The 24678-nt window shown below is 38.4% G+C and carries 19 protein-coding genes, 1 pseudogene and 1 other annotated feature; of the genes and pseudogenes, 14 read left to right on the forward strand and 6 right to left on the reverse strand.

Features of this window, described 5'->3' with window-relative positions; translation table 11 throughout:
* Positions 1-107: 107 nt before the first annotated feature.
* A complete protein-coding gene (locus SST62_RS0102795) occupies positions 108-2996 on the forward strand; it encodes an SEC10/PgrA surface exclusion domain-containing protein (RefSeq protein WP_029186217.1) in 2889 nt (962 codons plus the stop codon).
* A gap of 416 nt (positions 2997-3412) precedes the next feature.
* On the opposite strand, the gene SST62_RS0102800 is transcribed toward SST62_RS0102795, so the two are convergent.
* The 3 genes from SST62_RS0102800 to SST62_RS0102810 all read right to left on the reverse strand — a co-directional run bounded on the left by SST62_RS0102800 (position 3413) and on the right by SST62_RS0102810 (position 8588).
* Positions 3413-5992: a YfhO family protein gene (locus SST62_RS0102800; RefSeq protein WP_029186218.1), complete on the reverse strand. Its 2580-nt coding sequence runs from the start codon at positions 5990-5992 to the stop codon at positions 3413-3415.
* Positions 5993-6028: 36 nt separating this feature from the next.
* A complete protein-coding gene (locus tag SST62_RS0102805) occupies positions 6029-7651 on the reverse strand; it encodes an ABC-F family ATP-binding cassette domain-containing protein (protein WP_012775415.1) in 1623 nt (540 codons plus the stop codon).
* Between the two features lie 64 nt (positions 7652-7715).
* Complete coding sequence (locus tag SST62_RS0102810; RefSeq protein ID WP_024384295.1) at positions 7716-8588, reverse strand: YitT family protein; 873 nt, start codon at positions 8586-8588, stop codon at positions 7716-7718.
* A 101-nt stretch (positions 8589-8689) separates the two neighbouring features.
* Positions 8690-8896, forward strand: a binding site (T-box leader).
* A gap of 46 nt (positions 8897-8942) precedes the next feature.
* On the opposite strand from SST62_RS0102810, the gene trpS reads away from it, so the two are divergent.
* A complete protein-coding gene (gene trpS, locus SST62_RS0102815; RefSeq protein WP_029186219.1) occupies positions 8943-9968 on the forward strand; it encodes a tryptophan--tRNA ligase in 1026 nt (341 codons plus the stop codon).
* Between the two features lie 228 nt (positions 9969-10196).
* On the forward strand, positions 10197-11678 hold the full coding sequence (gene guaB / locus SST62_RS0102820) for an IMP dehydrogenase (protein ID WP_029186220.1): 1482 nt from the start codon (positions 10197-10199) through the stop codon (positions 11676-11678).
* Between the two features lie 138 nt (positions 11679-11816).
* On the opposite strand, the pseudogene tnpA reads toward guaB, so the two are convergent.
* Positions 11817-12288 (reverse strand): annotated as a pseudogene (tnpA, locus tag SST62_RS01000000111410) (IS200/IS605 family transposase).
* Positions 12289-12558: 270 nt separating this feature from the next.
* Between tnpA and SST62_RS0102835 the strand changes: the two are divergent.
* On the forward strand, positions 12559-13848 hold the full coding sequence (locus SST62_RS0102835; RefSeq protein WP_029186221.1) for an IS4-like element ISSsu2 family transposase: 1290 nt from the start codon (positions 12559-12561) through the stop codon (positions 13846-13848).
* 186 nt (positions 13849-14034) lie between these two features.
* Here SST62_RS0102835 and recF read toward each other — a convergent pair whose 3' ends face one another.
* Positions 14035-15129 carry a DNA replication/repair protein RecF gene (gene recF / locus SST62_RS0102840; RefSeq protein WP_029186222.1) on the reverse strand — a complete coding sequence of 365 codons (1095 nt, stop codon included), beginning with the start codon at positions 15127-15129 and terminating at the stop codon, positions 14035-14037.
* Positions 15130-15131: 2 nt separating this feature from the next.
* On the reverse strand, positions 15132-15515 hold the full coding sequence (yaaA, locus tag SST62_RS0102845; RefSeq protein ID WP_029186223.1) for a S4 domain-containing protein YaaA: 384 nt from the start codon (positions 15513-15515) through the stop codon (positions 15132-15134).
* A 73-nt stretch (positions 15516-15588) separates the two neighbouring features.
* Here yaaA and yfmF point away from each other — a divergent pair, with 73 nt between their 5' ends.
* The 10 genes from yfmF to SST62_RS0102895 all read left to right on the forward strand — a co-directional run bounded on the left by yfmF (position 15589) and on the right by SST62_RS0102895 (position 24620).
* Positions 15589-16842, forward strand: coding sequence for an EF-P 5-aminopentanol modification-associated protein YfmF (gene yfmF / locus SST62_RS0102850; protein ID WP_014638852.1), 1254 nt, complete (start codon positions 15589-15591; stop codon positions 16840-16842).
* Positions 16839-18122, forward strand: coding sequence for an EF-P 5-aminopentanol modification-associated protein YfmH (gene yfmH / locus SST62_RS0102855; RefSeq protein WP_029186224.1), 1284 nt, complete (start codon positions 16839-16841; stop codon positions 18120-18122). Before yfmF ends, yfmH begins: the two co-directional genes overlap by 4 nt.
* An 81-nt stretch (positions 18123-18203) precedes the next feature.
* On the forward strand, positions 18204-19058 hold the full coding sequence (gene rodZ, locus SST62_RS0102860; RefSeq protein ID WP_029186225.1) for a cytoskeleton protein RodZ: 855 nt from the start codon (positions 18204-18206) through the stop codon (positions 19056-19058).
* Between the two features lie 19 nt (positions 19059-19077).
* Positions 19078-19617 (forward strand): CDP-diacylglycerol--glycerol-3-phosphate 3-phosphatidyltransferase, encoded by a 540-nt coding sequence (pgsA, locus tag SST62_RS0102865; RefSeq protein WP_014638849.1) that lies wholly within the window; start codon positions 19078-19080, stop codon positions 19615-19617.
* Positions 19617-20453 carry an energy-coupling factor ABC transporter ATP-binding protein gene (locus tag SST62_RS0102870; protein WP_029186226.1) on the forward strand — a complete coding sequence of 279 codons (837 nt, stop codon included), beginning with the start codon at positions 19617-19619 and terminating at the stop codon, positions 20451-20453. The genes pgsA and SST62_RS0102870 overlap by 1 nt, the downstream gene beginning before the upstream one ends.
* A complete protein-coding gene (locus SST62_RS0102875) occupies positions 20429-21271 on the forward strand; it encodes an energy-coupling factor transporter ATPase (protein WP_029186227.1) in 843 nt (280 codons plus the stop codon). The genes SST62_RS0102870 and SST62_RS0102875 overlap by 25 nt, the downstream gene beginning before the upstream one ends.
* Positions 21264-22058, forward strand: a complete 795-nt coding sequence (locus tag SST62_RS0102880; protein WP_029186228.1) for an energy-coupling factor transporter transmembrane component T family protein — start codon at positions 21264-21266, stop codon at positions 22056-22058. The genes SST62_RS0102875 and SST62_RS0102880 overlap by 8 nt, the downstream gene beginning before the upstream one ends.
* Positions 22059-22189: 131 nt before the next feature.
* Positions 22190-22744 carry a LysM peptidoglycan-binding domain-containing protein gene (locus SST62_RS0102885; RefSeq protein WP_029186229.1) on the forward strand — a complete coding sequence of 185 codons (555 nt, stop codon included), beginning with the start codon at positions 22190-22192 and terminating at the stop codon, positions 22742-22744.
* A 114-nt stretch (positions 22745-22858) separates the two neighbouring features.
* Positions 22859-24241 carry a HAMP domain-containing sensor histidine kinase gene (locus SST62_RS0102890; RefSeq protein WP_029186230.1) on the forward strand — a complete coding sequence of 461 codons (1383 nt, stop codon included), beginning with the start codon at positions 22859-22861 and terminating at the stop codon, positions 24239-24241.
* Between the two features lie 52 nt (positions 24242-24293).
* The gene (locus SST62_RS0102895; protein WP_029186231.1) at positions 24294-24620 is read left to right on the forward strand and encodes an IS630 transposase-related protein; all 327 of its coding nucleotides are present in this window, start codon (positions 24294-24296) and stop codon (positions 24618-24620) included.
* The last annotated feature ends 58 nt before the right edge of the window (positions 24621-24678 follow it).

A 24678-nucleotide genomic window follows, 5' to 3' on the forward strand; every position in this document is an offset into this window, starting at 1 on the left:
TATCTTTAAAGAACTACTCCAAAAGCGAATATTTTTGTAAAATAGCTTTTAAATGCTATAAAACATGGTATAATATCTTTAAAAAGCTATTTAGGAGTTTATATATTATGCTTAAATCTAACATTCATGGTCACGGAACCATTAAGAAATTGCGTACTGGTGCGGTTGTATCTGTATTGACTACTTCAATGCTAGTAGGCGGGGTAGTGAGTGCTGAGGAGGTTGTTACTGGTACTGATTCTACTTCGGTTGAGGTGATTGCTGAGTCTGGTGCAAGTGAAGGAGTTGTTGAAACTAAGGTAACTGATGCTCAGGTGTCTGAAGCCAAGGCTGAAGCAGACCAAGCTAACCAAGCGGTTACAGAGCAAGAAGTAGTTGTAGGTGGTTTAGAAGAAACTATTGCTACGGGTGATTCTACGGTTTCTGATTTGAATACTCAAATTGTAGAAGCTAATAAGGTCACACCAGAGGTAGTAGCAGATGCTAAAACTGATGCCGATGCCAAGTCTGAAGCGTTGGCTACAGCTAATGAAACTGTAGAGACTGCTAAAAATTCTGCAAATGCAACAGCAGAGGCGGTAACTATTCAAGAGGGTGTCGTATCTGATGCTGATGCTAATGCTCAAAAAACTGCAAGTGCGGTTGCCGATGCCGAGAAGAAAGTAGCAGACCTTTCAGGTACTACAGATACAACTCAACTTCAGAAAGATGTAGATACTCTTACTGAAGCTGTTACTAAAGACACTACTGACTTAGCAGAAGCTAAACAGGCTCTTGAGTCTGCACAGTTGGCTGAAACCAACAAGGCACAAGCTATCGCAACACAAGAAGGGGTAGTAGCGTCTAAGGAAGCTGATGTTGACTCAACTGCAAGTGCTTTGGCAAATGCAACTAAAGCTAAATCAGACGCTGATAAAGAAGTATCTACTACTAAATCAGCTCTTGATACTGCTAAGGAGGGTACTACTGTAACTGAAACTGTTCAGGTTGGTACTGAGACTAAGACTACTGGCGGTACGTCTACATTAAATACTGGTGTTGCTCAATCAGGTCGCTTCTCGGGTGTAAATGGTGTTGTAACCAACTCAGATTATCTGAAGGCTATTCAAAACTATGCTAATGGTACAGGAACAATTGCCGATATTGAGTCTGCTCTAGCTAAAGGAATTTCTTATCAGAGCGGAGGCTCTACTGTTTCTGTTAAAGTGAACGTTCGTGACTTGCTGGCATCACCAACTGTTGCCGAGTTCCAATCTTGGACTGAGAACCTTCGTTACTCTTTCTCAGATACAGATAACTCTACTCTTGTAAAGGTTCATGACCTTACAGAAGAGCAACGCACAGACTTAAGCCTTTTCTATGCCTCATTGGTTAATGAATTACGTTCTAAACTAGGTACTCCTTTGTTGGATGTAACTAAGTCTAGTGTATCAGTAGCAAACAATACTACAGATACCTTATTTAATGGTATGTTTGCTAATTATCAAGGTATGACTCATGACCAGCTTGTTTCTAGCGGTTTCTTTACAAAAGCTACTGGAACAATTAATGATGTTACAGTTATTGCTAAAAATATTGCAAATAACGAAAACACTACAATCATTAACAATATTGCAAATATCGCTCAATTTGATGATAGAGATGCGACTGTTTCTACAATGGCAGAGTTGAAGTCTATGGTAGTGGCAGCGGTAGGTCATCAGTTGTATCGTCCTCTTTACAATATTGTAAATGGTGTTGGAAACAACTCTGATTTTTCTACAGCCCTTAAGGTGTTGGGTCTTGTAGAAGGACCAAGCTCCGTAGGGGTATCCTTAGATGTATTGTCGTTCAAGGACGGTCATGGGGAACGTGTACCTAAGGTTGTTGTTACATTTAGCGATACTGTAGGTACCCCAATTGTTAATAAGTATTCAACAGTAACAGGTGGTACTACAACAACTACCCCTATTTACGAAACAGTAACTAAAACAGTAGTAGACGAATCAGCAGTCGCAGCAGCTCAATCAGCTTATGATACTGCTTTGGCTAATGCCCAAACAGCAAATGTAGCTTACCAAAATGCAAATACTGCATATGTTAATGCACAACAAGCCCTTGCAGATGCTCAAAAACAACTTTCTGACTTGAAGTCGGGTACAGTAGATATTCCTGCTCTTGAGCAAGCAGTAAAAGATGCTGAAACTCAACTTGAAAAAGACCAAGCATCCTTGCAGTCTGCTAAGGAAACTCTTGCCGTAGCTAAGGCTAGTGCTATCGATAAGGCTAACGCCCTTTCTAAAGCTAAGGCTGAACTGGTAGAGGCTCGCTCAGCAGATGAAAAAGCCCAAGGGGTACTTGCACAAGAAAAAGAAACTCTGGAAGTACTTAAGAAGGCTGACCAGGTTGCACAACTTGCCCTTACGGATGCTATTGCTAAACAAAGCACAGCTAAATCTGACTCTGAAAAAGCTACTGCTAAGTACAATGAACTTGCTAAAGCTTTGGTTGACAAGGGTGCAGTTCTTACGGTCTTGAATGCTAAGCTTACTGAAGCTAATCAAGCCCTTGCAGTTGCTCGTGCAGAGTATGAGACTGCTAAGGAGTTACTTGCAACCCTTAAAGCTAATGCAACTGAGAAAACTGCTCGCTACGAGGAGTTGGCTAACCTGAAGGCGGAACAAGACCGTGCTGAGGCTGAGGCTAAACGCTTGGCTGACTTGAAGACTAAGGCTGAAGCTATCAACAATGCAGGTGGTATTGCGACTCCAGTACTAGATGCCAATGGGGTAGTTATTGACTACGTTGATGGGAAGAAAGCAACATCTGTAGTGCAAACTAAAATTGGAAAACAAGCTGGTATAACGCAGGTTGGTGACAAAATTACTTATTCACGTGTTGAACGTGCTAAGACCTTGCCAAACACAGGGGAGCAAACAAGTTTGTTGGCACTCGCAGGTGTGTCAGTATTATCTAGCCTTGGTCTTGCAAGTGTAAGAAGACGCAAACAAGGATAGTTAGCGAATATGAAAAAATCTTCTTACTTATTGTAGGAAGATTTTTTGGATTCCAAAAAATTTCGGAAAGACTGCGCTATTCCAACAATTTTTAGGAATGTTAATAGATTTTGAAAATTTTTAGTCACTCCGAAACGCTTCTTTGTCAAAACTTGGTCAGAGTGTATTTTTATAAAAATTCTGTATAATTCAGAAAAAAACTTAAATATTTTGGAAAAAATCATTTGGTCAAAATTTGGTCAAATTCCCGCTTTTTATTACTCCCTAGATAAGTAACAAACCCTTGATTATCGCTATTTTTGTTATATATTTTAACTTATTTTAACGTATAATTATCTGTTGGCGGAGTAGATAAAGCATAGGAAACCTTGAGAAATCAAGGTTTTTTGTTTTTTACAAGAAAAAACCGAGAAAGTTTAGGATTCTCGGTTCTTAGAATAATAGTATCTAATGAATTGATAGGAGAAAAATACAAAAACTGCACCCAAAGAAATCAGTAAACCTAGATAGAAACCATTTGGTACAAAGGTTAAAACTAGTTTAGTTTGACCTGGACTTACATCCACTTTCATAAAACCCTCTTGTGCTTTTTGGATTTTGATAGGTTTACCATCAATGGTTGCATTCCATCCTTTATCATAGGGTAAAGTAAGGAGGAGCGAGGCTTCTTTATCGGTTACAAAATCAACGGTTACTTTATTACCATCAGTTTTTGTTACTACTTGTTTTTCTTGGAGAATGGAAATAGCCTGTTGGAAAGCTAATAAGTCCAATCGATAAAATTGTGGTTTATCAAAAGAAACTTGATTATTTTCAGGAAAATATACATCGACTTGAACTTGTACATCTGTAGTAAAGCTCCCCACATTGAAGAAAGAGAAAGCATTATCTAGTGTAAACTCACTTGACTGATTATTGACAGTAATGACAACCTTTTTTTGATTCTCATTTGAGAATGTTAAATTTGGCAAATTTAAGTATACTTGGCTATTTGCAGGTATATTTACTAAGAAAGTTGCCTTTGTAGCATTCTCATTGTCAACTTTGTTGACAGTCATTCGATTGTTCAGTTCAACTGTATTTTGTGAAACAACATCTGATAAAGTGTGGTAGTATTTTTGAGATAGCCCTGTTAGTTGATTAAGAAAATTTGTTTGATTATCGAGAGTCAGATTTGTAAAATCGACATCTCTGTAAATCCCTTCAGTCAATAGTGCTAACCCTAGATTAAAACTATTTTCGTAAAGATTAATAGTAGACTGACTCTGATTCAGTGTGAAACCAAACTTATTTGGGTCCGTAGTAGCTAAATTATATTTGATTCCGAATAGGCTATCAGCAATAATTGTATTATTCTGATAACGAAGATTCAAATTGGTACCGTCTGAACGGAAACCAAGCTTATCTAGTACTGAGCTGGAAGCACGATTTCGAATGGAGGAGAATTGAGAAATACCGTTGTAATTGAATTTCATACTATCATTGCCAGTTTGTGGTAATAGACGTTCTATACGATAAAATGAATCAGTTGCAGTCTTTGTAGACTTTACAATACTGTCAATATCTGTCAATTTTTCTTCATAGTTTGATCGGCTAGGAAAATGCCATTCATCAGAAATCCCCTGAACCTGATAATGACTATGTAATCCAAGTTCTAAGAAAGTGAAGAACAATAAAACAATATTAGTCCATTTTAAGGATGATTTATAGCGAATCATTGCTACAAAAAGAATGAAGTAGGCTATTAGAAATTCTAGTGTGAGTAGGAAATTTACATCCATTAGAAACTCATAATGATCTCTAAAAATAAAGGTAGAAGCAAAGCAAATGAGTAAAAATGAAACAATCAGAGTAAAATTTTTAATACTTACTTGACGTAGTCGTACCAGTGTCTCTGCTGCTAAATAGATAACGGTTATTGATAGAGCCCATGCATAACGATAGAGGAACATGTTTGGCGCATGCATACCTTGCCAAAAAAGATTGAGTGGTTGTAGGTAGAAACTTGAAATAATGAATGTAAAGAATAGAGCATAGGAGAGTTTGACAGTTGGTTTTATTTCTTTTAATGTAAAGAATAATAAAGCGAGTATTAGTGGAACGAGACCAACAGAGATCATGGGAATAGAACCGAATTTTGTTGTATCAAAGCTACCAACTAAGTTTTTCGCAAAGAAGTCCAGATACCAAGAGTCTTCGGTTTTTAGGTTGACAATTTTTGTAAATGTCTCACCATGAGTTTTTAAATCCAAGTAGGTTGGTAACAACATGAACATGCTGCTTAGAGCAGATAAAATTGACACTATTGTAAAGTTGATAAATCTTTTGATTCTCTGACTATCTATCCATGATAATTGAACCAATGTCCATAATGTTAGAAAAATAGCCACCATATACCCGAAGTAATAGTTTTGGATAAACAAGCATGTTAATGTTATGTAGTAGAGAATCGGACCCTGTTTTTTTAATAATCGATGCAATCCAAGAAGAATTAGTGGGAGGAGTATAAAAACGTCTAGCCAGTTGTTTATTTCTAATTGACTTGTACTAAAACTCATCAGAGAAAAACTAGTAGCGAGTAATAGTGCCCATTCTTCTTTCAAATTTTTATGGATACCCTTTAGGCTGACATAAGTTGACAACCCAGTCAATCCAAATTTGACAATAGTGACAAGATAGATAGCGTCAGGCATGGATTGTAAATCAAAGAAAAAGACAATTGGAGATAGGAATGAACCTAGGTAATAGGAGGATAGAGCATAAAAATTGAGTCCTAAACCACTTGAAAATGTGTAAAAGAGAGAGCCGTCTCCGTGTAAAGTATTTCGTAATGTTTGATTAAAAATAACATACTGGTGGAAGCCATCACTGGCCAATATTGTTGTATCACTTCCCCACCAGATTCCTTGAAATGCTAAGACGATAGAAATAATAGTCAGCGGAATAAGGAAAGATAAGAGATAATAAATGGATGTTTTTGTAAATATTTTTTTCATAGATTTAAAAGAAAAGGCGAATAAATCGCCTTTTTATTATGCTTTCCAAAGTTCTTGTACTTTAGCCTGTACTTCAGCATTTTCCAAGAATTCATCATAAGTTTCGTCGATTCGATCGATAACACCGTTTTTAGAAATGACGATGATATGGTTTGCTAAAGTTTGAATAAATTCGTGGTCGTGGCTGGCAAAGATGATAGACTCTTTAAAAGCTTTCAAACCATCGTTTAGACTGGAAATTGATTCCAAGTCCAAGTGGTTGGTTGGATCGTCTAAGACCAAGACATTTGACTTGAGGAGCATGAGTTTTGACAACATCACGCGCACTTTTTCGCCCCCTGACAAGACGTTTACAGGTTTGTTAACCTCATCACCCGAGAAGAGCATACGTCCCAAGAAACCGCGCAAGAAGGTATTGTCATCTTCTTCCTTGCTGGCAAATTGACGGAGCCAATCAAGGATAGATTCGTTTGTATCGAAGTCACGAGTATTGTCTTTTGGTAAGTAGGATTGACTAGTAGTGACACCCCACTTGACAGTACCTTCATATTCAATATCGCCCATAAGAGCACGAATGAGAGCAGTTGTTTGGATGTCGTTTTGACCAATAAGAGCAGTCTTGTCACCTGGACGCAGGATAAAGCTGATATTGTCAAGAATCGTTTCACCATCGATGACAACTTTTAAGTTTTCAACTGTTAGGAGGTCATTACCGATTTCACGTTCTGATTTGAAGTTGATAAATGGATACTTACGGCTAGAAGGAATGATTTCTTCCAACTCGATTTTATCCAACATCTTCTTACGTGAAGTAGCTTGCTTAGACTTAGAGGCATTAGCAGAGAAACGGGCAACGAATTCTTGTAGTTCCTTGATTTTTTCTTCTGCTTTGGCATTACGGTCAGCTTGTAGTTTAGCTGCTAATTCACTAGATTGTTTCCAGAAGTCGTAGTTACCAACGAAAATCTTGATTTTACCGAAGTCAAGGTCGGCCATATGGGTACATACTTTGTTTAAGAAGTGGCGGTCGTGGGACACTACGATAACCGTATTTTCAAAGTCAATCAAGAAATCTTCGAGCCAGTTGATGGATTGGATGTCCAGACCGTTGGTTGGCTCGTCCAAAAGAAGAACATCTGGTTTACCAAAAAGTGCCTTAGCCAAGAGAACCTTAACCTTCTCACCGTTGGTCAATTCGCTCATGTTTTGGTAGTGGAGGTCTTCTGAAATGTTGAGGTTTTGGAGCAATTGAGAAGCTTCACTTTCAGCTTCCCAGCCACCAAGTTCAGCAAACTCACCTTCTAATTCAGCAGCACGAACACCATCTTCATCAGAAAAATCTTCCTTCATGTAAATAGCATCTTTTTCTTTCATGATGCTGTAAAGTTGCTCGTTCCCCATGATAACGACGTCAATCACGCGCTCATCTTCATAGTCGAAATGGTTCTGACGTAGCACAGAAAGGCGTTCGTCTGGTCCAAGTGAAATATGACCTGTTGATGGCTCGATGTCACCAGCAAGAATTTTTAAAAATGTAGATTTACCAGCCCCGTTTGCACCAATCAAACCGTAGGTATTTCCTGCTGTAAATTTGATATTGACATCGTCAAATAATTTGCGGTCGCTAAAGCGAAGCGACACGTCTGATACTGTAAGCATAGTTTCTCCTCTATTTCTGTCTATTAGTTTTATTGTACTAGAAAGAACTTGAATTTTCAATGAATTACATTGGAATCAAAATATCTTCATCATAATGTTTATGGTCTTTTTGAAGACTGAAGCCACGTCCACGCACCTGACTTGCAGGCATAACAACCATAAAGGCAGTTTCATCAATTTCTAATACAGCCGTTTCCAGTTTTTGCATTTCTGGAATAGAGATGGTAGTCATCAACATGCGCTTGTCAACCCCTGTAAAGCCACCGATAATTGGAAATTCTGTAACACCGCGATCAGCAACTTTAGTAATATAGTCTTTAATTTCTTCTGATTTTTGAGAAATAATCATGACATTTCGAGAAGATTGTGTACCAGACATCATGCGGTTGACAATATAAGTAATGGTCATTAGGGCAATAATCGAGTACATAACAGTATCAGTATCGAAGGCAATAAATCCAAGACCAACGATAATACCATCAATAATAGCCATTGTCAGACCTAATGATAAAGGGGTGTACTTGTGAATAAATTGAATAAGAATACCTGTCCCACCAGTAGAAGAATTTCCAAGGAAAACAAGACCAAGTCCAAAACCTAGGATAATTCCACCGAAAATAGCAGCTAGGAGAGGATTTTCTGTCAAGTTGGGTAAACCTGCTGTCAACTTGATGCAAAGAGGATAAATGACAGCACCATAGACAGTTTTGATAAATACAGATTTTCCTAAGAAAAACCAACAGATGATTAATAAAGGGATGTTACAGTAGAGGACAAAGTCAGACGGACTCCACCCCAGAAGAGCATTGAGTGCGATTGCTAAACCTCCGACACCACCAGATACGATATTATTCTCTAGAAAAAAACTGTTAAATCCAATGGCCATGACAACTGATCCGAGTGTGACAGAGATAAAGTCCTTTATACGTTCTTTCATATATTCTCCTTGGTTAGTGTTATAAAAGCAATTTCTATTATCCCTAATTTAGACAGTATCGTCAAGGCTTTGTCAGCTTGACTTTCTAATTTTTTGCGGTTATAATAGGAATCAATCAGAAGAGTAGTAAGTGGATAATTTTTAGAGAGTTTGTGGTTGGTGGAAACAAACAAGAGTCGCTTATGAATGGACTGAGTGAATAGAATCTGAATAAATAAGGATTCGGCTAGCAGGCCTTATGTGCAAAAAGATGTAAGCTTATTTAATGCTTATAAGTGAGGTGGCACCGTGTCCTTGACGCCCTCGCACAGTTTTCTGTGCGTGGGCTTTTATTATGTAAAAGGAGAATATTTTATGAGTAAACCGATTATCCTAACAGGAGACCGTCCAACAGGCAAATTACATATTGGACATTATGTTGGTTCGTTGAAAAATCGTGTTTTATTACAGGATGCAGGTCAACATGAACTTTTTGTCTTTTTAGCAGACCAACAAGCGTTGACAGACCATGCCAAAGAACCGCAAAAGATTGTTGAATCCGTTGGAAACGTAGCACTAGATTATCTAGCGGCAGGACTTGATCCAGCTAAGACAACGATTTTCATCCAGAGTCAAATTCCTGAATTGGCAGAGTTGACCATGTACTACATGAACTTGGTATCTGTTGCACGTCTAGAACGCAATCCAACTGTAAAAACTGAGATTGCTCAGAAGGGATTTGGCGAAGGAATTCCAGCTGGTTTCTTGGTCTATCCTGTGTCTCAAGCGGCTGACATCACAGCCTTCAAGGCAAATTTTGTCCCTGTTGGAAATGACCAGAAACCGATGATTGAGCAGACTCGTGAAATCGTTCGTAGCTTTAACCATGCTTACCAGACTGATATTTTGGTAGAGCCGGAGGGCATTTATCCTGAAAATGAGGCAGCTGGTCGCTTGCCAGGTTTGGACGGTGATGCCAAGATGTCTAAGTCACTTGGAAATGGGATTTACTTGGCAGATGACATGGATACGCTCAAGAAGAAAGTCATGTCCATGTACACTGATCCCAACCACATCCGTGTTGAAGACCCAGGTAAGATTGAAGGAAACATGGTTTTCCACTATCTTGACGTTTTTGGGCGCAAAGAAGATAAGGCTGAGATTGAGGCTATGAAGGAGCACTATCAACGTGGTGGTTTGGGCGATGTGAAGACCAAACGTTATTTGCTGGACATTTTAGAGAGAGAATTAGGACCAATCCGTGAACGTCGTCTGGAGTTTGCCAAAGACATGGGACAAGTATATGCTATGTTAGAAGCAGGTAGCCAAAAAGCTCGTCAGGTCGCAGCAAGCACTTTGGATCAAGTCAAGGATGCAATGGGAATTAACTACTTTAAATAAGGTTAACGATGAAAGAGCAATGTTTTAAAAACGTTGCTTTTTTCGTTTGTTTTATGACGAAGTAAAAACCAAACGTTCGAATTTCTAAAAGAAAGAAGGAATGAATTTTCTGAATTATTATTGTTTCTTATTTTAAAGCGAATAATATTTGACAAATGATTTCAAAATGTTATCATAAATAAAATAATTATAGCGATAGCTAGTAACAAAAAAGAAAAGAGGAAGAAAATGTCAAACTGGGACACTAAATTTTTGAAAAAAGGCTTTACCTTTGATGATGTATTACTTATTCCGGCTGAAAGTCATGTATTACCGCATGATATTGATTTAAAAACGCAATTAGCACCAAATTTGACCCTTAATCTTCCGATTATTTCTGCTGCCATGGACACTGTAACAGATAGTAAAATGGCTATTGCAATGGCACGTGCAGGTGGCTTGGGTGTCATCCACAAGAATATGTCCATAGCAGAGCAAGCTGAAGAAGTGCGTAAGGTAAAACGTTCTGAAAATGGAGTCATTATCGATCCATTCTTCTTAACACCTGAGCACACAATCGCAGAAGCTGAGAAATTGATGGCAACTTATCGTATTTCCGGTGTGCCAATCGTTGAGACATTAGAAAATCGTAAGTTGGTCGGTATTATCACCAACCGTGATATGCGTTTCATTTCAGATTACTCACAGCCAATTTCGACAAACATGACAAGTGATGAATTGGTGACAGCGCCAGTTGGAACAGATCTTGCGACTGCGGAGGCTATTCTTCACAAGCATCGCATTGAAAAATTGCCATTGGTTGATGAAAACGGTCGTTTGTCAGGCTTGATTACCATCAAAGATATTGAGAAAGTGATTGAGTTCCCAAATGCTGCGAAAGATGAATTTGGTCGTCTCTTGGTTGCGGGTGCTGTTGGTGTCACATCTGATACTTTTGAACGTGCAGAAGCTCTCTTTGAAGCAGGTGCAGATGCGATTGTCATCGATACAGCTCACGGTCACTCAGCAGGTGTTCTTCGTAAAATCAAAGAAATCCGTGACCACTTCCCAACTCGTACCTTGATTGCAGGTAACATTGCCACAGCTGAGGGAGCTCGTGCCCTTTATGAAGCTGGTGTTGATGTTGTCAAGGTCGGTATTGGCCCAGGTTCAATCTGTACAACACGTGTCATCGCAGGTGTCGGTGTACCACAAGTGACAGCTATCTATGATGCAGCTGGTGTTGCGCGTGAATATGGTAAAACCATTATCGCTGACGGTGGTATCAAGTATTCTGGAGATATTGTCAAGGCACTTGCTGCGGGTGGTCATGCCGTTATGCTTGGTTCTATGTTTGCAGGAACGGATGAAGCACCAGGTGAGACAGAAATCTTCCAAGGTCGTAAGTTCAAGACCTATCGTGGTATGGGCTCTATCGCTGCCATGAAACAAGGTTCAAAAGATCGTTACTTCCAAGCATCTGTAAATGAAGCCAATAAACTTGTTCCAGAAGGAATTGAAGGACGTGTAGCCTATAAAGGTTCTGTTGCAGATATGATTTTCCAAATGGTTGGTGGACTTCGTTCAGGTATGGGTTATGTAGGTGCTGGTAACTTGAATGAATTGCATGAAAATGCTCAGTTCATCGAAATGTCAGGTGCTGGTTTGAAAGAAAGCCATCCACACGATGTTCAAATTACAAACGAAGCTCCAAACTATTCAGTACAGTAAGTCATAACCACCCGTGAAAACGGGTGGCTTGTACACCGGCTATAAGCCGTTTCTCTCCAGCGACGTCTAAAGACGTTCGCTGAACTTCGTTCAGGTTAGTGCTATAATTACTTGACTAATGCCCGTAACAACGGGCTTTTATCTCGTTCTAAAACTGCCATCTGAAAATGGATCTTCATACTCTTTGACACTCAAGAATCAAGTGCAATGTCATTTTTCTCCTGCTCGCGAATATATTTCGCAACTGTCTTTTCATTCAGTCCAACGGTACTAACATAGTAGCCTCTAGCCCAAAACTTTTGATTTCCATACTTATATTTTAAATTGGCATGTTTATCAAATATCATTAGAGCACTTTTGCTTTTCAAATATCCCATAAAATCGGAAACCGAAAGTTTCGGAGGTATCAAGACAAGCATATGAACATGGTCTGGCATCATGTGTCCCTCAATGATTTCCACGCCTTTGTATCGACATAGATGACGGAAAATATCAATTAAGTCCTGCCTTATTTTGTAGTAAATGGATTTTCTACGGTACTTAGGTGTGAAAACTATGTGATAGAGCACATCCATTTGGTATGTGATAAACTGTAACTGGTTTTAGCCATGCTAAACTAGTCCACTGGACTAGTTTACTCCTCCTTATCTAACCTGAACAATTAGATTATAACAGGAAAAAGAAATGGAGGCTCAAAGCCTTGGCAGCCACCAGCATAGCTGGTGGTTTTCTTTTGTTTTTCTCTACGAGAAAAACTGGCTCGAAGCCATAACAAAAAAAACAAACGGTTTTACGCCCAATGTCATTAAGTTAACTAACCTATCACGTTTTGTGGTGGGTTAGTTTTTATGTTACACTAAAAATAAAAGGGGAAAAAGTCATGCTAGATCAGATTAAAGCTCATTTACTTGATAGTATTAACGACATCGTTTCTAGTGCCAATCAGTTTGTGCTTCATCCTGAAAAAGATTTTAGTCGGCAAAGTCAGCTAACTATGAAAACCATGATTCAAGCCATACTGACCATGGGTGGTAATACCTTAGCCAAAGAGCTACTTGATTTAGATTTGCCTGTCTCTCAATCTGCCTTTGTTCAACGACGGTATCAGATTAAACACCAAGCTTTTAAAACACTTTTTAGGGATATTACTTCTAAAATTCCAGTCTCTGATAATCTCCCTATCCTGGCTGTTGATGGCAGTGATGTGATTCTACCAAGAAATCGTTTTGATAAAACGACCTCTTTTCAAACTGGACCACATCACACTCCTTACAATCTTATTCATATCAATGCTCTCTACAATCTTGAACAAGAGATATATCATGATTTACGGATTCAAGATAATCGAGAGGTTGATGAACGTGCAGCTTTTATTGACATGATGAAGAACTCTTCTTTCAAACAAGCTCTGGTAATAATGGATAGGGGGTATGAATCCTACAATGTCATGGCTCACTGCCAAGAAAGAAATTGGTCCTATATTATTCGTATTCGTGACGGGAATCATTCTATGAAATCAGGATTTAACCTCCCTGACACCCCTTGTTTTGATGAGGTATTTGACCTAAACATCTGTCGCAAACAAACCAATGACATGAAAGAACTGTATCGAGACTTCCCTAATCAGTATCATTTTTTACCTCATAATGCTTCCTTTGACTTTTTACTAAACTCTAGCCGAAAAAGTGACCCACTTCAGTTTTACGAACTTCATTTTCGAATGGTGCGTCTCGAAATCAAGCCAGGTTTCTTTGAAACTTTGGTGACAAATACCGATTATTCTCCAGAAAAATTAAAAGATCTCTATGCCTACAGATGGGGCATAGAGACCAGTTTTCGTGACCTAAAATACAGTATCGGTCTGACTCATTTTCATGCAAAAAAGAAGGAAGGGATTCTCCAAGAAATCTACGCTCGCTTTATCAATTTTAATGTTTGTAAATGGCTAACCTCACACGTTGCTATTAAAACATCAAAGTTAAAACAGACTTATAAAATTTGTTTTTCAGACGCTGTTTATGCCTGTCGAAAATTTCTTAGAAACAAACTCACTTCCTTCCAATTAGAAACCTACATTGCCAAGCATTTATCCATCATCCGACCAAATCGAACGTTCCAAAGAAAGATAAAAAGCAAGGCACCTGTAAGCTTCACTTATAGAGTAACATAATAGTTGAAAAATAGGGGTAAAAAACCTCCTTTTTGTGCGCCCTAAATACAAAAACTATTCCCGTTTTGTCATGAACTGCTCAGACGAGAATAGTTTCTTTAGCTGCTTAAATGCTTAACTTAATGACATTGTCTTGACAGGGTCTTTACTTTTTTGTAAATTTTATTGACAATAGTGTAAATAATCTTATTCTGACTCAGTAACCTTACCAGACTCAATATGGAAGATTTTTAAACTATCTGGTAGCTTGTGTAGGTGGTCTAAAGATGTCGTTGTAATAAATGTTTGAGTCGTATCCGTAATAGTTTCTAGTAGCTTGATTTGACGATTATTATCCAGCTCACTCATAACATCATCTAAGAGTAGAATTGGGTACTCTCGTGTGACTTCTTTCATCAGCTCGATTTCAGCCAGTTTGAGTGACAGAACGAGACTGCGGTGTTGTCCTTGGCTACCATAATGGGCATTCATTCCATTTATAAAGAAAGCTACATCATCTCGATGTGGTCCAACTCCTGTATTTTTCTTAAATAAATCACGTTTGCGACACCTTTCCAATTCCGTCAAGAATATGTCAATTAAATTGACAGAAGTAGTAAACTTAATTGAGGATTGATATTCGATAGTTAGTTCCTCTCTCTTATCTGAAATATCTTGAACTTTTCTATTTCCGAATTCCTCTAATTTCTTTAAAAAGTCAATACGATGTTGGATAACACGACTACCATATTCAGCAAGTTGCTGATCTAACACGGATAGGAAGTTCTCATCAATCTTATCTGTAGATTTGAGGTAAGTATTTCTTTGTTTTAAAACGTGGTTATAATTCGATAGGTCAGAGAGATAGAGTGGTTTGATTTGCCCGAGCTCGACATCGATGAACTTTCTTCTCAAAGCAGGGGCACCTTTTATCAGCTGTAAATCTTCTGGAGCAAATAGGACGACGTTCATATGTCCAATGTAATTAGAAAGTTTTGCTTGTTTGAGATGGTTGACCTTGGTCACTCGCCCCTTATCTGTCAAGTGAATGTCAAGTGGAACTTTACCGCTTGCGCGATGGAGTAAACCCGAAATAGATAATTCCTTTTCTTGAAACTGTAGTAGGTCCTTATCTGTCCGTGTTCGATGACTTCGTGTTAAAGCTAAAGCATAGATAGATTCTAGAATATTGGTTTTTCCTTGGGCGTTTTCGCCTAAAAAGACATTGAGCCCTTTGTGGAACTCAATATCTAATTGGTTGTAATTGCGAAAATGTTGTAACTCTAATCGTTCTAGCCACATGTCTACATACCAGGGAAACGAACAGGTTTTCTTTCAGTCTTTTTAGTTGCTTTTTTAGGAGTCTTTACCTGTTTCTTATTCTTTTTATTTTCTTGATTTAACTTTTTAACGATTGCAGCCACACGTTCTTTTTCAGCTTGATCCTCTTGGTGTTGCTGTATTTCTTCTGCACTAGGAGCGACGATTGTGATGCTGGTGTTGTGGTCTGGGAGTGTGATAACATCTCCGACACGGATTTTTTTACCGCGTCTTTTTTCATCCTCTCCATTGAAAAGAATGGTATTTTCTTCCAAGAAACCTTTAATGGCACCTCCTGAATGGAGAATACCAGTCGTTTTTAATAATGCTTGTAATGTGATGTAGTCATCAAATAATTTAAATTCCATAAGTCACCTCGTTACAGAATATTATATCACAAAATGGTATAATGGAAGGTACGATGTTTGAAAGAGGAAGAAGATGAAATTACAAGAGGGAGTAGATCTTCATTTTATTGATACAGATCAGTTTACGACAAATCGTATACGTATTCGCTTTGCAGCTGAAATGAGTGAGGCTACAGTTGCTGGTCGTGTGTTAGTTGCAAATATTTTTGAAATGGGTAACCAAGAATTTCAGACTGCTCAGGCTGTTCGGAGAAGATTGGCAGAATTGTATGGTGCTCAGTTCTCGACCTCAGTTTCAAAACGTGGTAGGGTGCACTGTGTAGATGTGACAATTTCATATGTCAGTCCTCGTCACTTGCCAGAAAATGAGGATATTACAGTAGAGATTCTTGATTTTTTATACACGTGTATATTTAGACCACTGAAAAAGGGTCGAGGATTTGATAGCCAGATTTTCGAGGTTGAAAAAACGAATTTAATCAATTTTCTTCAGTCAGAGATAGAAGATAATTTTTATCATGCAGATGTTGAAATGAGTAAGCTTTTTTATAAAGATCCCTCTCTTCAAATTCCACGCGTCGGTAGGCTTGATTTGGTTGAAAAAGAAACAGCAGAATCAACCTTTCAGATTTATCGGAATATGTTGCGTATGGATAAAATTGATATATTTGTCTTAGGTAAGGTTGACAGAGAACAAGTCAAAAGAAAACTTGAAGATTTTGGTTTTACTTATAGAAATCCAAAATTAGAGTTAGAATATCATCAGGAATACTCAAACATCACGCAAGAAAAAATCGAGCGTAAACAGGCAAGGCAGTCCATTTTGGAATTGGCATATCATTTACAGGTGGTTTACAATGATGTAAACTATCCAGCTTTGATGGTATTTAATGGTCTACTGGGTGCTTTCTCTCATTCGAAGTTATTTATGAATGTTCGTGAGAAAGAAAGTTTGGCCTATACAATTGGAAGTCAGGTCTCTATTTTTTCAGGAATGCTGAAGGTCTATGCTGGAATTAGCCGCGAAAATAGACTCAGGGTAATGAAGTTAATTAGTAAACAACTACTTGATTTAAAATGTGGTAAATTTACAGAAGAAGAATTAGAGTTGACAAAAAACATGTTGATTCATTCAGCAACCTTGGCTCAAGATAGGCAGAATAATTTGATAGAACAAGTATATAATCAAGTTACCTTAGGAAATAGAAATTTAAGTTGGCTAGATTGGATTGAGGCTATCAAATCGGTATCAATAGATGATGTCATTCGAGTAGGACAGATGATTAATTTACAGGCTGTTTACTTTATGGAGGGGACAGAAGAATGAAGTTAGTTGAGAAGAAGTATCCTTACATGAAAGAATCTGTCTTTTATGGGAAAGTTGACAATGGGTTGACAGTTATTTTACTTCCTAAAGTAGATTTCCATGAGACATATGGAATTCTAACGACAAATTTTGGGGGTATTCATACTCGATTTACATTGGCTAATGGTAATAGTGTTGTTTATCCTGCAGGGATTGCACACTTTTTAGAACATAAGCTGTTTGAAACTGAGAATGAAGAGGATATTATGAATGAGTTTGCTAAATTGGGAGCAAGCGCAAATGCTTATACCAGTTTTAGACAGACTAGTTACTTATTTTCAACGACTCAGAAAGTATTGGAGTCTCTATCACTTTTACAATCTTTTGTTCGAGAACCGTATTTTACAGAAGACAATGTAGAAAGAGAACAGGGGATTATTGAACAAGAAATTGAGATGTATCAAGATGATGCAGATTATCGCTTGTTTACGGGAATTTTATCATCGCTTTATCCAGAAAGTCCTTTGTCCTATGATATAGCAGGGACAGTTGAATCAATTGCTGCAATTACTGCGGATGATTTACATGAGAATTTTGATGTGTTTTATCATCCAAGTAACATGAATTTATTCGTTATTGGTAATTTTGATTTAGAGGCAGTTTGGAAACAAATTTCAAGTTATCAAGTAGCTCAGATGGATAATCCAGCTCAGTCGTTTGAATTGGCAGGTGTCCAAAAGTTACCGATAAAGGAGCATCTCTCAGAACAATTTGAAGTATCTACCCCAAAATTGGCTGTTGGTCTACGGGGAAATGACGAGGTTGATAGGGAGACTATTCAGAAATATCGGCTCAGTTTACAATTTTTATTTGCCATGTTGTTTGGTTGGACTTCAAAACGATATCAACAGTTATACGAGCAGGGAAAAATTGATTCTTCTTTCCAGTTCCAATTAGAGGTTACACCTGAGTACCACTATTTGATTATCTCGGGAGATACTCAAGAACCCATTACGCTTTCTAGTATACTGATGAAAGCACTTAGGAAATTTGAGGATGATGCAGATGTGACAGAGGATCATTTACAATTGTTGAAAAACGAGATGTATGGAGATTTTATTCGTAGCTTAAATTCTCTTGAGTTTACAGCTAGTCACTTTGTTTCTCAGTATTCAGAATATGAAAATGTTTTTGATATACCTCAAATGATACAAAGTCTTCAGTTAGATGACATCAGAGAGGCAGGTCGTCGCTTTATTGATTACTGTGATATGACAGATTTCACGATTTTTCCAAAATAAGTGGGCGCAACCCGTCGAAATTTCCTTGGAATTTTGTTAGAATAGTATACTGTACATGATGAGCGATAGAGAGAGGGTATTATGAGACAAAAGAGTATAGGGGAAGTACTTAGAACAGCTAGAGAAGGACGGGGTTGGACATTCGTTGATTTGCAACGGATAACAAAAATCCAAGCTAAATATTTGCAGGCACTTGAGTACAATGATTTTGATTTTATTGCAAACTCAGATGACGTTCATTCTATTTTAAGAGCATATGCTGAGGCTTTGGAATTAGATACAGATGTCCTACTGGATGCTTACGAGACCAATAGTTTAGTGAAATATTATGAAGATGGAGAAGAAGAACTCCGATCTTCAGAATTGAAAAGAAGCTATAAGGTTCGTAAACGTAAAAAGAACTCTTATCTTCCGTTGGTTTACTTATTACTTGCGACGGGTTTGATTATTATTTTTGTGACTTATATTGTTCATAGCAGGCTCCAAAATAGAGCATCTATTACGCCTACTACAACGTCATATAGTATAGTTGAGCAATCTGTATCTGAAGCAAGTAGTGGCACAGAGACGAGTTCTACTGAGCAGGCGCAGTCAAATTCAACGAGTTCAAGTAGTTCCGCTACAGAAAATGTGACTATTTCAGGATCAGGTTCTAACATTGTTGCGACCCTTAAAACAGTGACTTATCCAGTAGAAGTAACTGTAACAGCAAAAAATACAACGAGTTGGATCAGCCTTTCTGACACCTTGTTAGAGGGGGGCGTTACACTAACACCTGATAATCCAACAGTAACTACTACTATTGAAGAAGGAGTGACTTCTACTACACTTGTTCTTGGTGTTGTCAAAGGAGTAGAGGTAACTGTAGGTGGTCAAAAGCTAGATCTATCAGCTCTGACAGCCGATACAGGGGCGGTCACTTTAAATTTTGAATAAGGGCAATAAAGGTATTAGAATGAAAAAAGAAAATATTCCCAATGCATTGACGATAGGTAGGATTTTGGTAATCCCAATTTTTATCTTGTTACTGACCGTTTGGGATTCAACAATTAGTCATGTGTTGGCAGCACTTATTTTTGCATTAGCTAGTATTACGGATTATCTAGACGGCTATTTGGCTCGTAAATGGCAGGTTGTAACAAACTTTGGAAAATTTGCGGATCCGATGGCAGATAAGATTTTGGTGATGACAGCGTTTATCATGCTTGTAGAGCTTGGCTTTGCCCCAGCTTGGGTAGTTGCAATTATTATTTGTCGTGAATTGGCAGTGACAGGTCTTCGTCTACTCTTGGTGGAAAATGGAGGAACAGTTCTAGCTGCGGCTATGCCAGGAAAAATCAAAACATTCTCACAGATGTTTGCAGTTATTTTCCTGCTCTTACACTGGAACGTTGTGGGGCAAATAACACTCTATATTGCACTTTTCTTCACCCTATATTCAGGTTATGATTATTTCAGGGGTGCCTCTTACTTATTCAAAGATACTTTTAAATGATGACAAATATTATAGAAGTAAAAAATCTTAAATATAAATACAACCAAGAGGATGAGCGCTATACCCTAAATGATGTCTCGTTTCACGTGAAACAAGGAGAATGGTTGTCTATTATTGGACACAATGGTTCGGGTAAATCAACAACAGTTCGTTTGATTGATGGTTTGTTGGAAGCTGAATCAGGTGATATTTATATTGACGGTGATGCCTTAACCATTGATAATGTATGGGATAAGCGACGCTTGATTGGTATGGTTTTTCAAAATCCAGATAACCAATTTGTGGGTGCCACAGTTGAAGATGATGTTGCATTTGGTTTAGAGAACCAGGGAATCCCTTTGGAGGAGATGCGTAGTCGAGTTGACGAAGCTTTGGAATTGGTTGGAATGACTGATTTTAAAACACGTGAGCCTGCTCGTTTATCTGGTGGTCAGAAGCAGAGGGTGGCGATTGCTGGAGTGGTTGCCTTGCGTCCAAAAATTATTATTTTGGATGAGGCTACGTCTATGTTGGATCCAGAAGGTCGTCTCGACTTGATTAAGATTGTCCGTGAAATTAAGGAGCGTCATGGTATGACGGTTATCTCTATAACACATGATTTGGATGAGGTTGCATTGAGTGATCGAGTTATCGTGATGAAAAATGGACAGGTTGAATCAATTAGCACTCCAAATGAACTATTTATGCGAGAAGATTTGGTAGATTTAGACTTGGATAGACCGTTTACGACAGAACTGGCTTCATCTTTGCGCCAGACTGGACTTGATTTACCGCTCCGCCATTTTACAGAGGAAGAATTAGAGGAAACTTTATGGGAATTGATCTCCAAGAAGTAAGCTATACCTATCAAGCTGGCACTCCTTTTGAGGGGCGTGCGCTTTTTGGTGTGGATTTGGAGATTGTTGATGGCTCTTACACGGCCCTTATTGGGCATACGGGTTCGGGTAAGTCAACGATTTTACAACTCTTGAATGGATTGAATGTGCCGACAGAAGGAAGAGTGGTCATTGATGATGTTGTGATTACAGCGACATCTGAAAATAAGGATATTAAGCAAGTCAGGAAGAAAGTCGGGCTAGTGTTCCAATTTCCTGAAAGTCAAGTGTTTGATGAAACGGTCTTAAAAGACGTTGCTTTTGGTCCACAAAATTTCGGAGTTTCTCAGGAAGATGCTGAAACGATTGCGCGTGAAAAGTTGGCCTTGGTTGGAATTGATGAAATCTTGTTTGAGCGTAGTCCTTTTGAACTATCTGGTGGTCAAATGCGTCGGGTAGCTATTGCTGGGATTCTGGCAATGGAACCAAGTATCTTAGTTTTGGATGAACCAACAGCTGGATTGGATCCTGCGGGTCGTCAGGAATTGATGGATATTTTCAAAAAGCTTCATGAATCAGGCATGACAATCGTTTTGGTAACTCATTTGATGGACGATGTGGCTAACTATGCTGATTTTGTTTACATTATGGAAAAGGGAAAGCTGGTCCGTTCTGGTAAACCAGTTGATATTTTTCAAGAGGTAGATTTTTTAGAGAGTATTCAGTTGGGAGTGCCTAAGATTACTAAGTTTGCAGCTAATTTGGAGAGAAGAGGCTTTGTATTTGAACGTCTTCCTATTACAATTGAAGAATTTACAGGGATGGTGACACATGGATAAATTGATTTTGGGTCGCTATATTCCAGGGAATTCCATTCTTCATCGCTTGGATCCAAGAAGTAAGCTTTTAGCAATGTTTGGATTTCTATTGATGATTTTTTGGGCCAATAATTTGGTCACCAATGCCTTGTTGATAGCATTTGTTTTAGGAATGGTTGTTTTATCTCGTATTCGCTTATCATTTTTTATTAATGGTTTGAAACCGATGATAGGAATTATTCTATTTACAACTTTCTTTCAGGTTTTCTTTACACCTGGAGCGACACTTTTATGGGAATTTTGGATTTTTAAATTATCAGTTGAGGGTTTGCAACAGGCGGCGATTATTTTTGTTCGCTTTGTTTTGATTATTTTCTTCTCGACCTTGTTGACCTTGACGACGACACCCCTTAGCTTGGCAGATGGTATTGAATCAGGTCTTGCACCTTTGAAGAAATTTAAAGTTCCTGTGCATGAAATTGGTTTGATGTTATCCATGAGCTTGCGTTTTGTACCGACCTTGATGGATGATACCACTCGGATTATGAATGCTCAGAGAGCTCGTGGAGTGGACTTTAATGAGGGAAATCTTATTCAGAAGGTAAAGTCAGTTATTCCTATTTTGATTCCCTTATTCGCATCAAGTTTTAAGAGGGCAGATGCTCTTGCAACGGCGATGGAGGCGCGTGGGTATCAAGGCGGAGATGGGAGAACCAAGTACCGGATTTTGGAATGGAAGTTAGCAGATACGTTAGCAATTTTAGTTATGTTAGCTTTAGCTGGACTCTTATTTATATTGAAAAAATGAGTAAAAAACGCTAGAAATAGCGTTTTTATTGTCTAATCTCAACTTGTCTGTAATATTTGTAACAATTTCACAAAGTCTAAGTAATAGTTAGAGGGTATGATAGACACATGATAGAAAGGAATGTGACTATTATGAACATTACATTAAAGAAAAACTTAAAAACAACTATTGCTGGTTTGGTAGCGGGAATCTCCCTTTTGACTGCGGGTGTAGTCAGTGCAGAAACCTATACTGTAAAGTCTGGTGATACCCTGTCTGAAATTGCTGAAACACACAATACTACTGTTGAAAAATTAGCAGAGCAGAATAAGATTACCAACTTAGATTTTATCCATGTCGGTCAAGTTATCGAATTGGGTGATGTGACAGTGAAGACAGTAGAGAGTTCAGTTGAACAAACTCAATCAACAACATCATCAACTTCTACTGCAACAACTAGCACCTATTCTTCAAATTTGAGCGCTGAGGATGCAGCAGCAAAAGAATGGATTGCAATGAAGGAATCAAGCGGTAGCTATGATGCCCGTAACGGTATCTACATTGGTCGCTACCAGTTAACCAATACTTATTTGAATGGTGACTATTCACCAGAAAACCAAGAGCGTGTGGCAGATGCCTATGTAGCAGAACGCTACGGTTCATGGTCAGCAGCTAAAGCCTTCTGGTTGGCAAACGGCTGGTATTAAGAACACAATAAAAAGTCTAGTTTTACTAGGCTTTTTTAGTTGATGGTTTTCCATGCTTTACAAATGCTGCGATTTTGCTTATAATGTGAAAAAATTGACTAGAAGAGAAGAAGAATGAATTTACAGAAACGAATATTTCGCTTGAATATGATTATGCTGGTCTTATCATTGATAGCCATGTTAGGAGTTAGTGTCTATGTGGTGAACAGCATTTATCGTAGTCAGGGTACTTGGCAATCAACCAGTCAGAAGACAGCTAGCAGCCAGCAAACGCTGGAAAGCTTTTCAGGTACAGATTTTCCCAAATTAGCTGACGATTTAGCATTAAGTGATGCAAAATTATACGTAGAGAGTAATGGCGAGGTCTTATTTTCAAATCTGACAGATGATGCAGATGAATTGTCAGAAGTAACAGTGTCTGCTACAACCCACACTTCCTATGTGGATGGAGAAATTGTCATTAGTCGCAAGGTCGCAACAGATGGTCAGATTTACTATCTCTATGCTATGCTAGAGGATATGGAAGAACAGCAAGAAAGTCAGGAATTTCAGGCCTTTCTACTACAACTTTTATTTGTTGGTGGAGCAGGTATCGTGGTTGTTGTGGTGCTGAATTTCTTCTTTACTCGCCGTCTTTTAAGTGTCGTCATGCGTCCTTTGGATGAATTGCATAGCGGTGTAGACCGTATCCAACAGGGAGATTATACAGTACCTCTGACCTACCAAGGTGATAAGGAATTTGAAGAATTGACCCAAGGGTTCAATCAAATGCAGACTTCCTTGTTAGCTGCCCATGAGAAAAATCGATTGTATGAGCAAAACCGAACGCAGATGGTCGCAGATATTTCTCATGATTTGCGAACTCCCTTGACGTCTATCAAAGGCTATGCCAAGGGAATTTTGGATGGTATTGCCAATACGGATGAAAAGCGCAATCAGTACCTGACGGTCATTTATCAAAAATCTCAGGTGATGGAGAAGTTACTGGAAAAACTATTTGCATTCTCACAGTTACAAACAGATAAGATGCCTTTTGATAAAGTGAAACTTGATCTGTCTCCATTTTTACAGGAATATGTAAGAGAAAAAACAGCTGAGTTGGCAGATGAAGGCGTTCAGTTCCAACTGGATCTATCTGAAAACTTGCCTGTTGAGATTGATCCTACCCAATTCCGTCGGATTTTGGACAATCTGGTTGATAATGCCAGAAAATACGCAGCTGTTCGTCCATTGAAAATAAGCCTTGCTGGTCATCTAGAGGAGCAAGAAGTTGTTTGGACCTTTACGGATAATGGGAAAGGTCTAGAAAAGAATAAACTTAACTTGATTTTTGAAGAATTTTACAGGGAAGACGATACACGTCAACAAGTAGAAGGACATGGTTTAGGATTAGCTATCGTAAAAAATATTATTGAGAGATTGGGTGGTCGAGTGTCTGTTGAGGCAACTCCAGGGCTTCGATTTACCTTTAGACTACCGAGAAAGGATATGACATGACACGGATTTTATAGTTGTTTAGTTTTTATTTGATGTATGATAAAATAGACTTATGACTTACGGAATTGATTTTAGAAAACGCGTTATTGCCTATGTCCAATCAGGACACACAAAAAAGGAAACCTGTGACCTATTTGGTATTGGAACCGATACCTTGTACCGTTGGGAGACACAGCTGAAAAATGAAGGACATCTGAATCGTAAACCACGAGCTCGTAGTCCTCGCAAACTTCCGCTTGACCGCTTGGAAGCCTATGTCAAGGAACATCCAGATGCTTTCTTAAGGGAAATTGCAGAGCATTTTGACTGTAGTATTCCCTCAGTTTGGGCAGCCTTAAAAAAACTGAACATCACTTTAAAAACAGACCACAACCTATAAAGAACAAGATAGCGAAAAAGTGAGACGCTATCTTGATGTTTTAGCCTGCTTTCCAAAC

Source organism: Streptococcus suis YS56 (assembly GCF_000440115.1).
In the GTDB taxonomy this organism is placed as follows: domain Bacteria; phylum Bacillota; class Bacilli; order Lactobacillales; family Streptococcaceae; genus Streptococcus; species Streptococcus suis_L.

What these genes read in the sequence shown, in the direction of transcription:
- SST62_RS0102795 (WP_029186217.1), top strand. Translation starts at nt 108, where the DNA reads ATGCTTAAATCTAACATTCATGGTCACGGAACCATTAAGAAATTGCGT.
- SST62_RS0102800 (WP_029186218.1), bottom strand. Translation starts at nt 5,992, where the DNA reads ATGAAAAAAATATTTACAAAAACATCCATTTATTATCTCTTATCTTTC.
- SST62_RS0102805 (WP_012775415.1), bottom strand. Translation starts at nt 7,651, where the DNA reads ATGCTTACAGTATCAGACGTGTCGCTTCGCTTTAGCGACCGCAAATTA.
- SST62_RS0102810 (WP_024384295.1), bottom strand. Translation starts at nt 8,588, where the DNA reads ATGAAAGAACGTATAAAGGACTTTATCTCTGTCACACTCGGATCAGTT.
- trpS (WP_029186219.1), top strand. Translation starts at nt 8,943, where the DNA reads ATGAGTAAACCGATTATCCTAACAGGAGACCGTCCAACAGGCAAATTA.
- guaB (WP_029186220.1), top strand. Translation starts at nt 10,197, where the DNA reads ATGTCAAACTGGGACACTAAATTTTTGAAAAAAGGCTTTACCTTTGAT.
- SST62_RS0102835 (WP_029186221.1), top strand. Translation starts at nt 12,559, where the DNA reads ATGCTAGATCAGATTAAAGCTCATTTACTTGATAGTATTAACGACATC.
- recF (WP_029186222.1), bottom strand. Translation starts at nt 15,129, where the DNA reads ATGTGGCTAGAACGATTAGAGTTACAACATTTTCGCAATTACAACCAA.
- yaaA (WP_029186223.1), bottom strand. Translation starts at nt 15,515, where the DNA reads ATGGAATTTAAATTATTTGATGACTACATCACATTACAAGCATTATTA.
- yfmF (WP_014638852.1), top strand. Translation starts at nt 15,589, where the DNA reads ATGAAATTACAAGAGGGAGTAGATCTTCATTTTATTGATACAGATCAG.
- yfmH (WP_029186224.1), top strand. Translation starts at nt 16,839, where the DNA reads ATGAAGTTAGTTGAGAAGAAGTATCCTTACATGAAAGAATCTGTCTTT.
- rodZ (WP_029186225.1), top strand. Translation starts at nt 18,204, where the DNA reads ATGAGACAAAAGAGTATAGGGGAAGTACTTAGAACAGCTAGAGAAGGA.
- pgsA (WP_014638849.1), top strand. Translation starts at nt 19,078, where the DNA reads ATGAAAAAAGAAAATATTCCCAATGCATTGACGATAGGTAGGATTTTG.
- SST62_RS0102870 (WP_029186226.1), top strand. Translation starts at nt 19,617, where the DNA reads ATGACAAATATTATAGAAGTAAAAAATCTTAAATATAAATACAACCAA.
- SST62_RS0102875 (WP_029186227.1), top strand. Translation starts at nt 20,429, where the DNA reads ATGGGAATTGATCTCCAAGAAGTAAGCTATACCTATCAAGCTGGCACT.
- SST62_RS0102880 (WP_029186228.1), top strand. Translation starts at nt 21,264, where the DNA reads ATGGATAAATTGATTTTGGGTCGCTATATTCCAGGGAATTCCATTCTT.
- SST62_RS0102885 (WP_029186229.1), top strand. Translation starts at nt 22,190, where the DNA reads ATGAACATTACATTAAAGAAAAACTTAAAAACAACTATTGCTGGTTTG.
- SST62_RS0102890 (WP_029186230.1), top strand. Translation starts at nt 22,859, where the DNA reads ATGAATTTACAGAAACGAATATTTCGCTTGAATATGATTATGCTGGTC.
- SST62_RS0102895 (WP_029186231.1), top strand. Translation starts at nt 24,294, where the DNA reads ATGACTTACGGAATTGATTTTAGAAAACGCGTTATTGCCTATGTCCAA.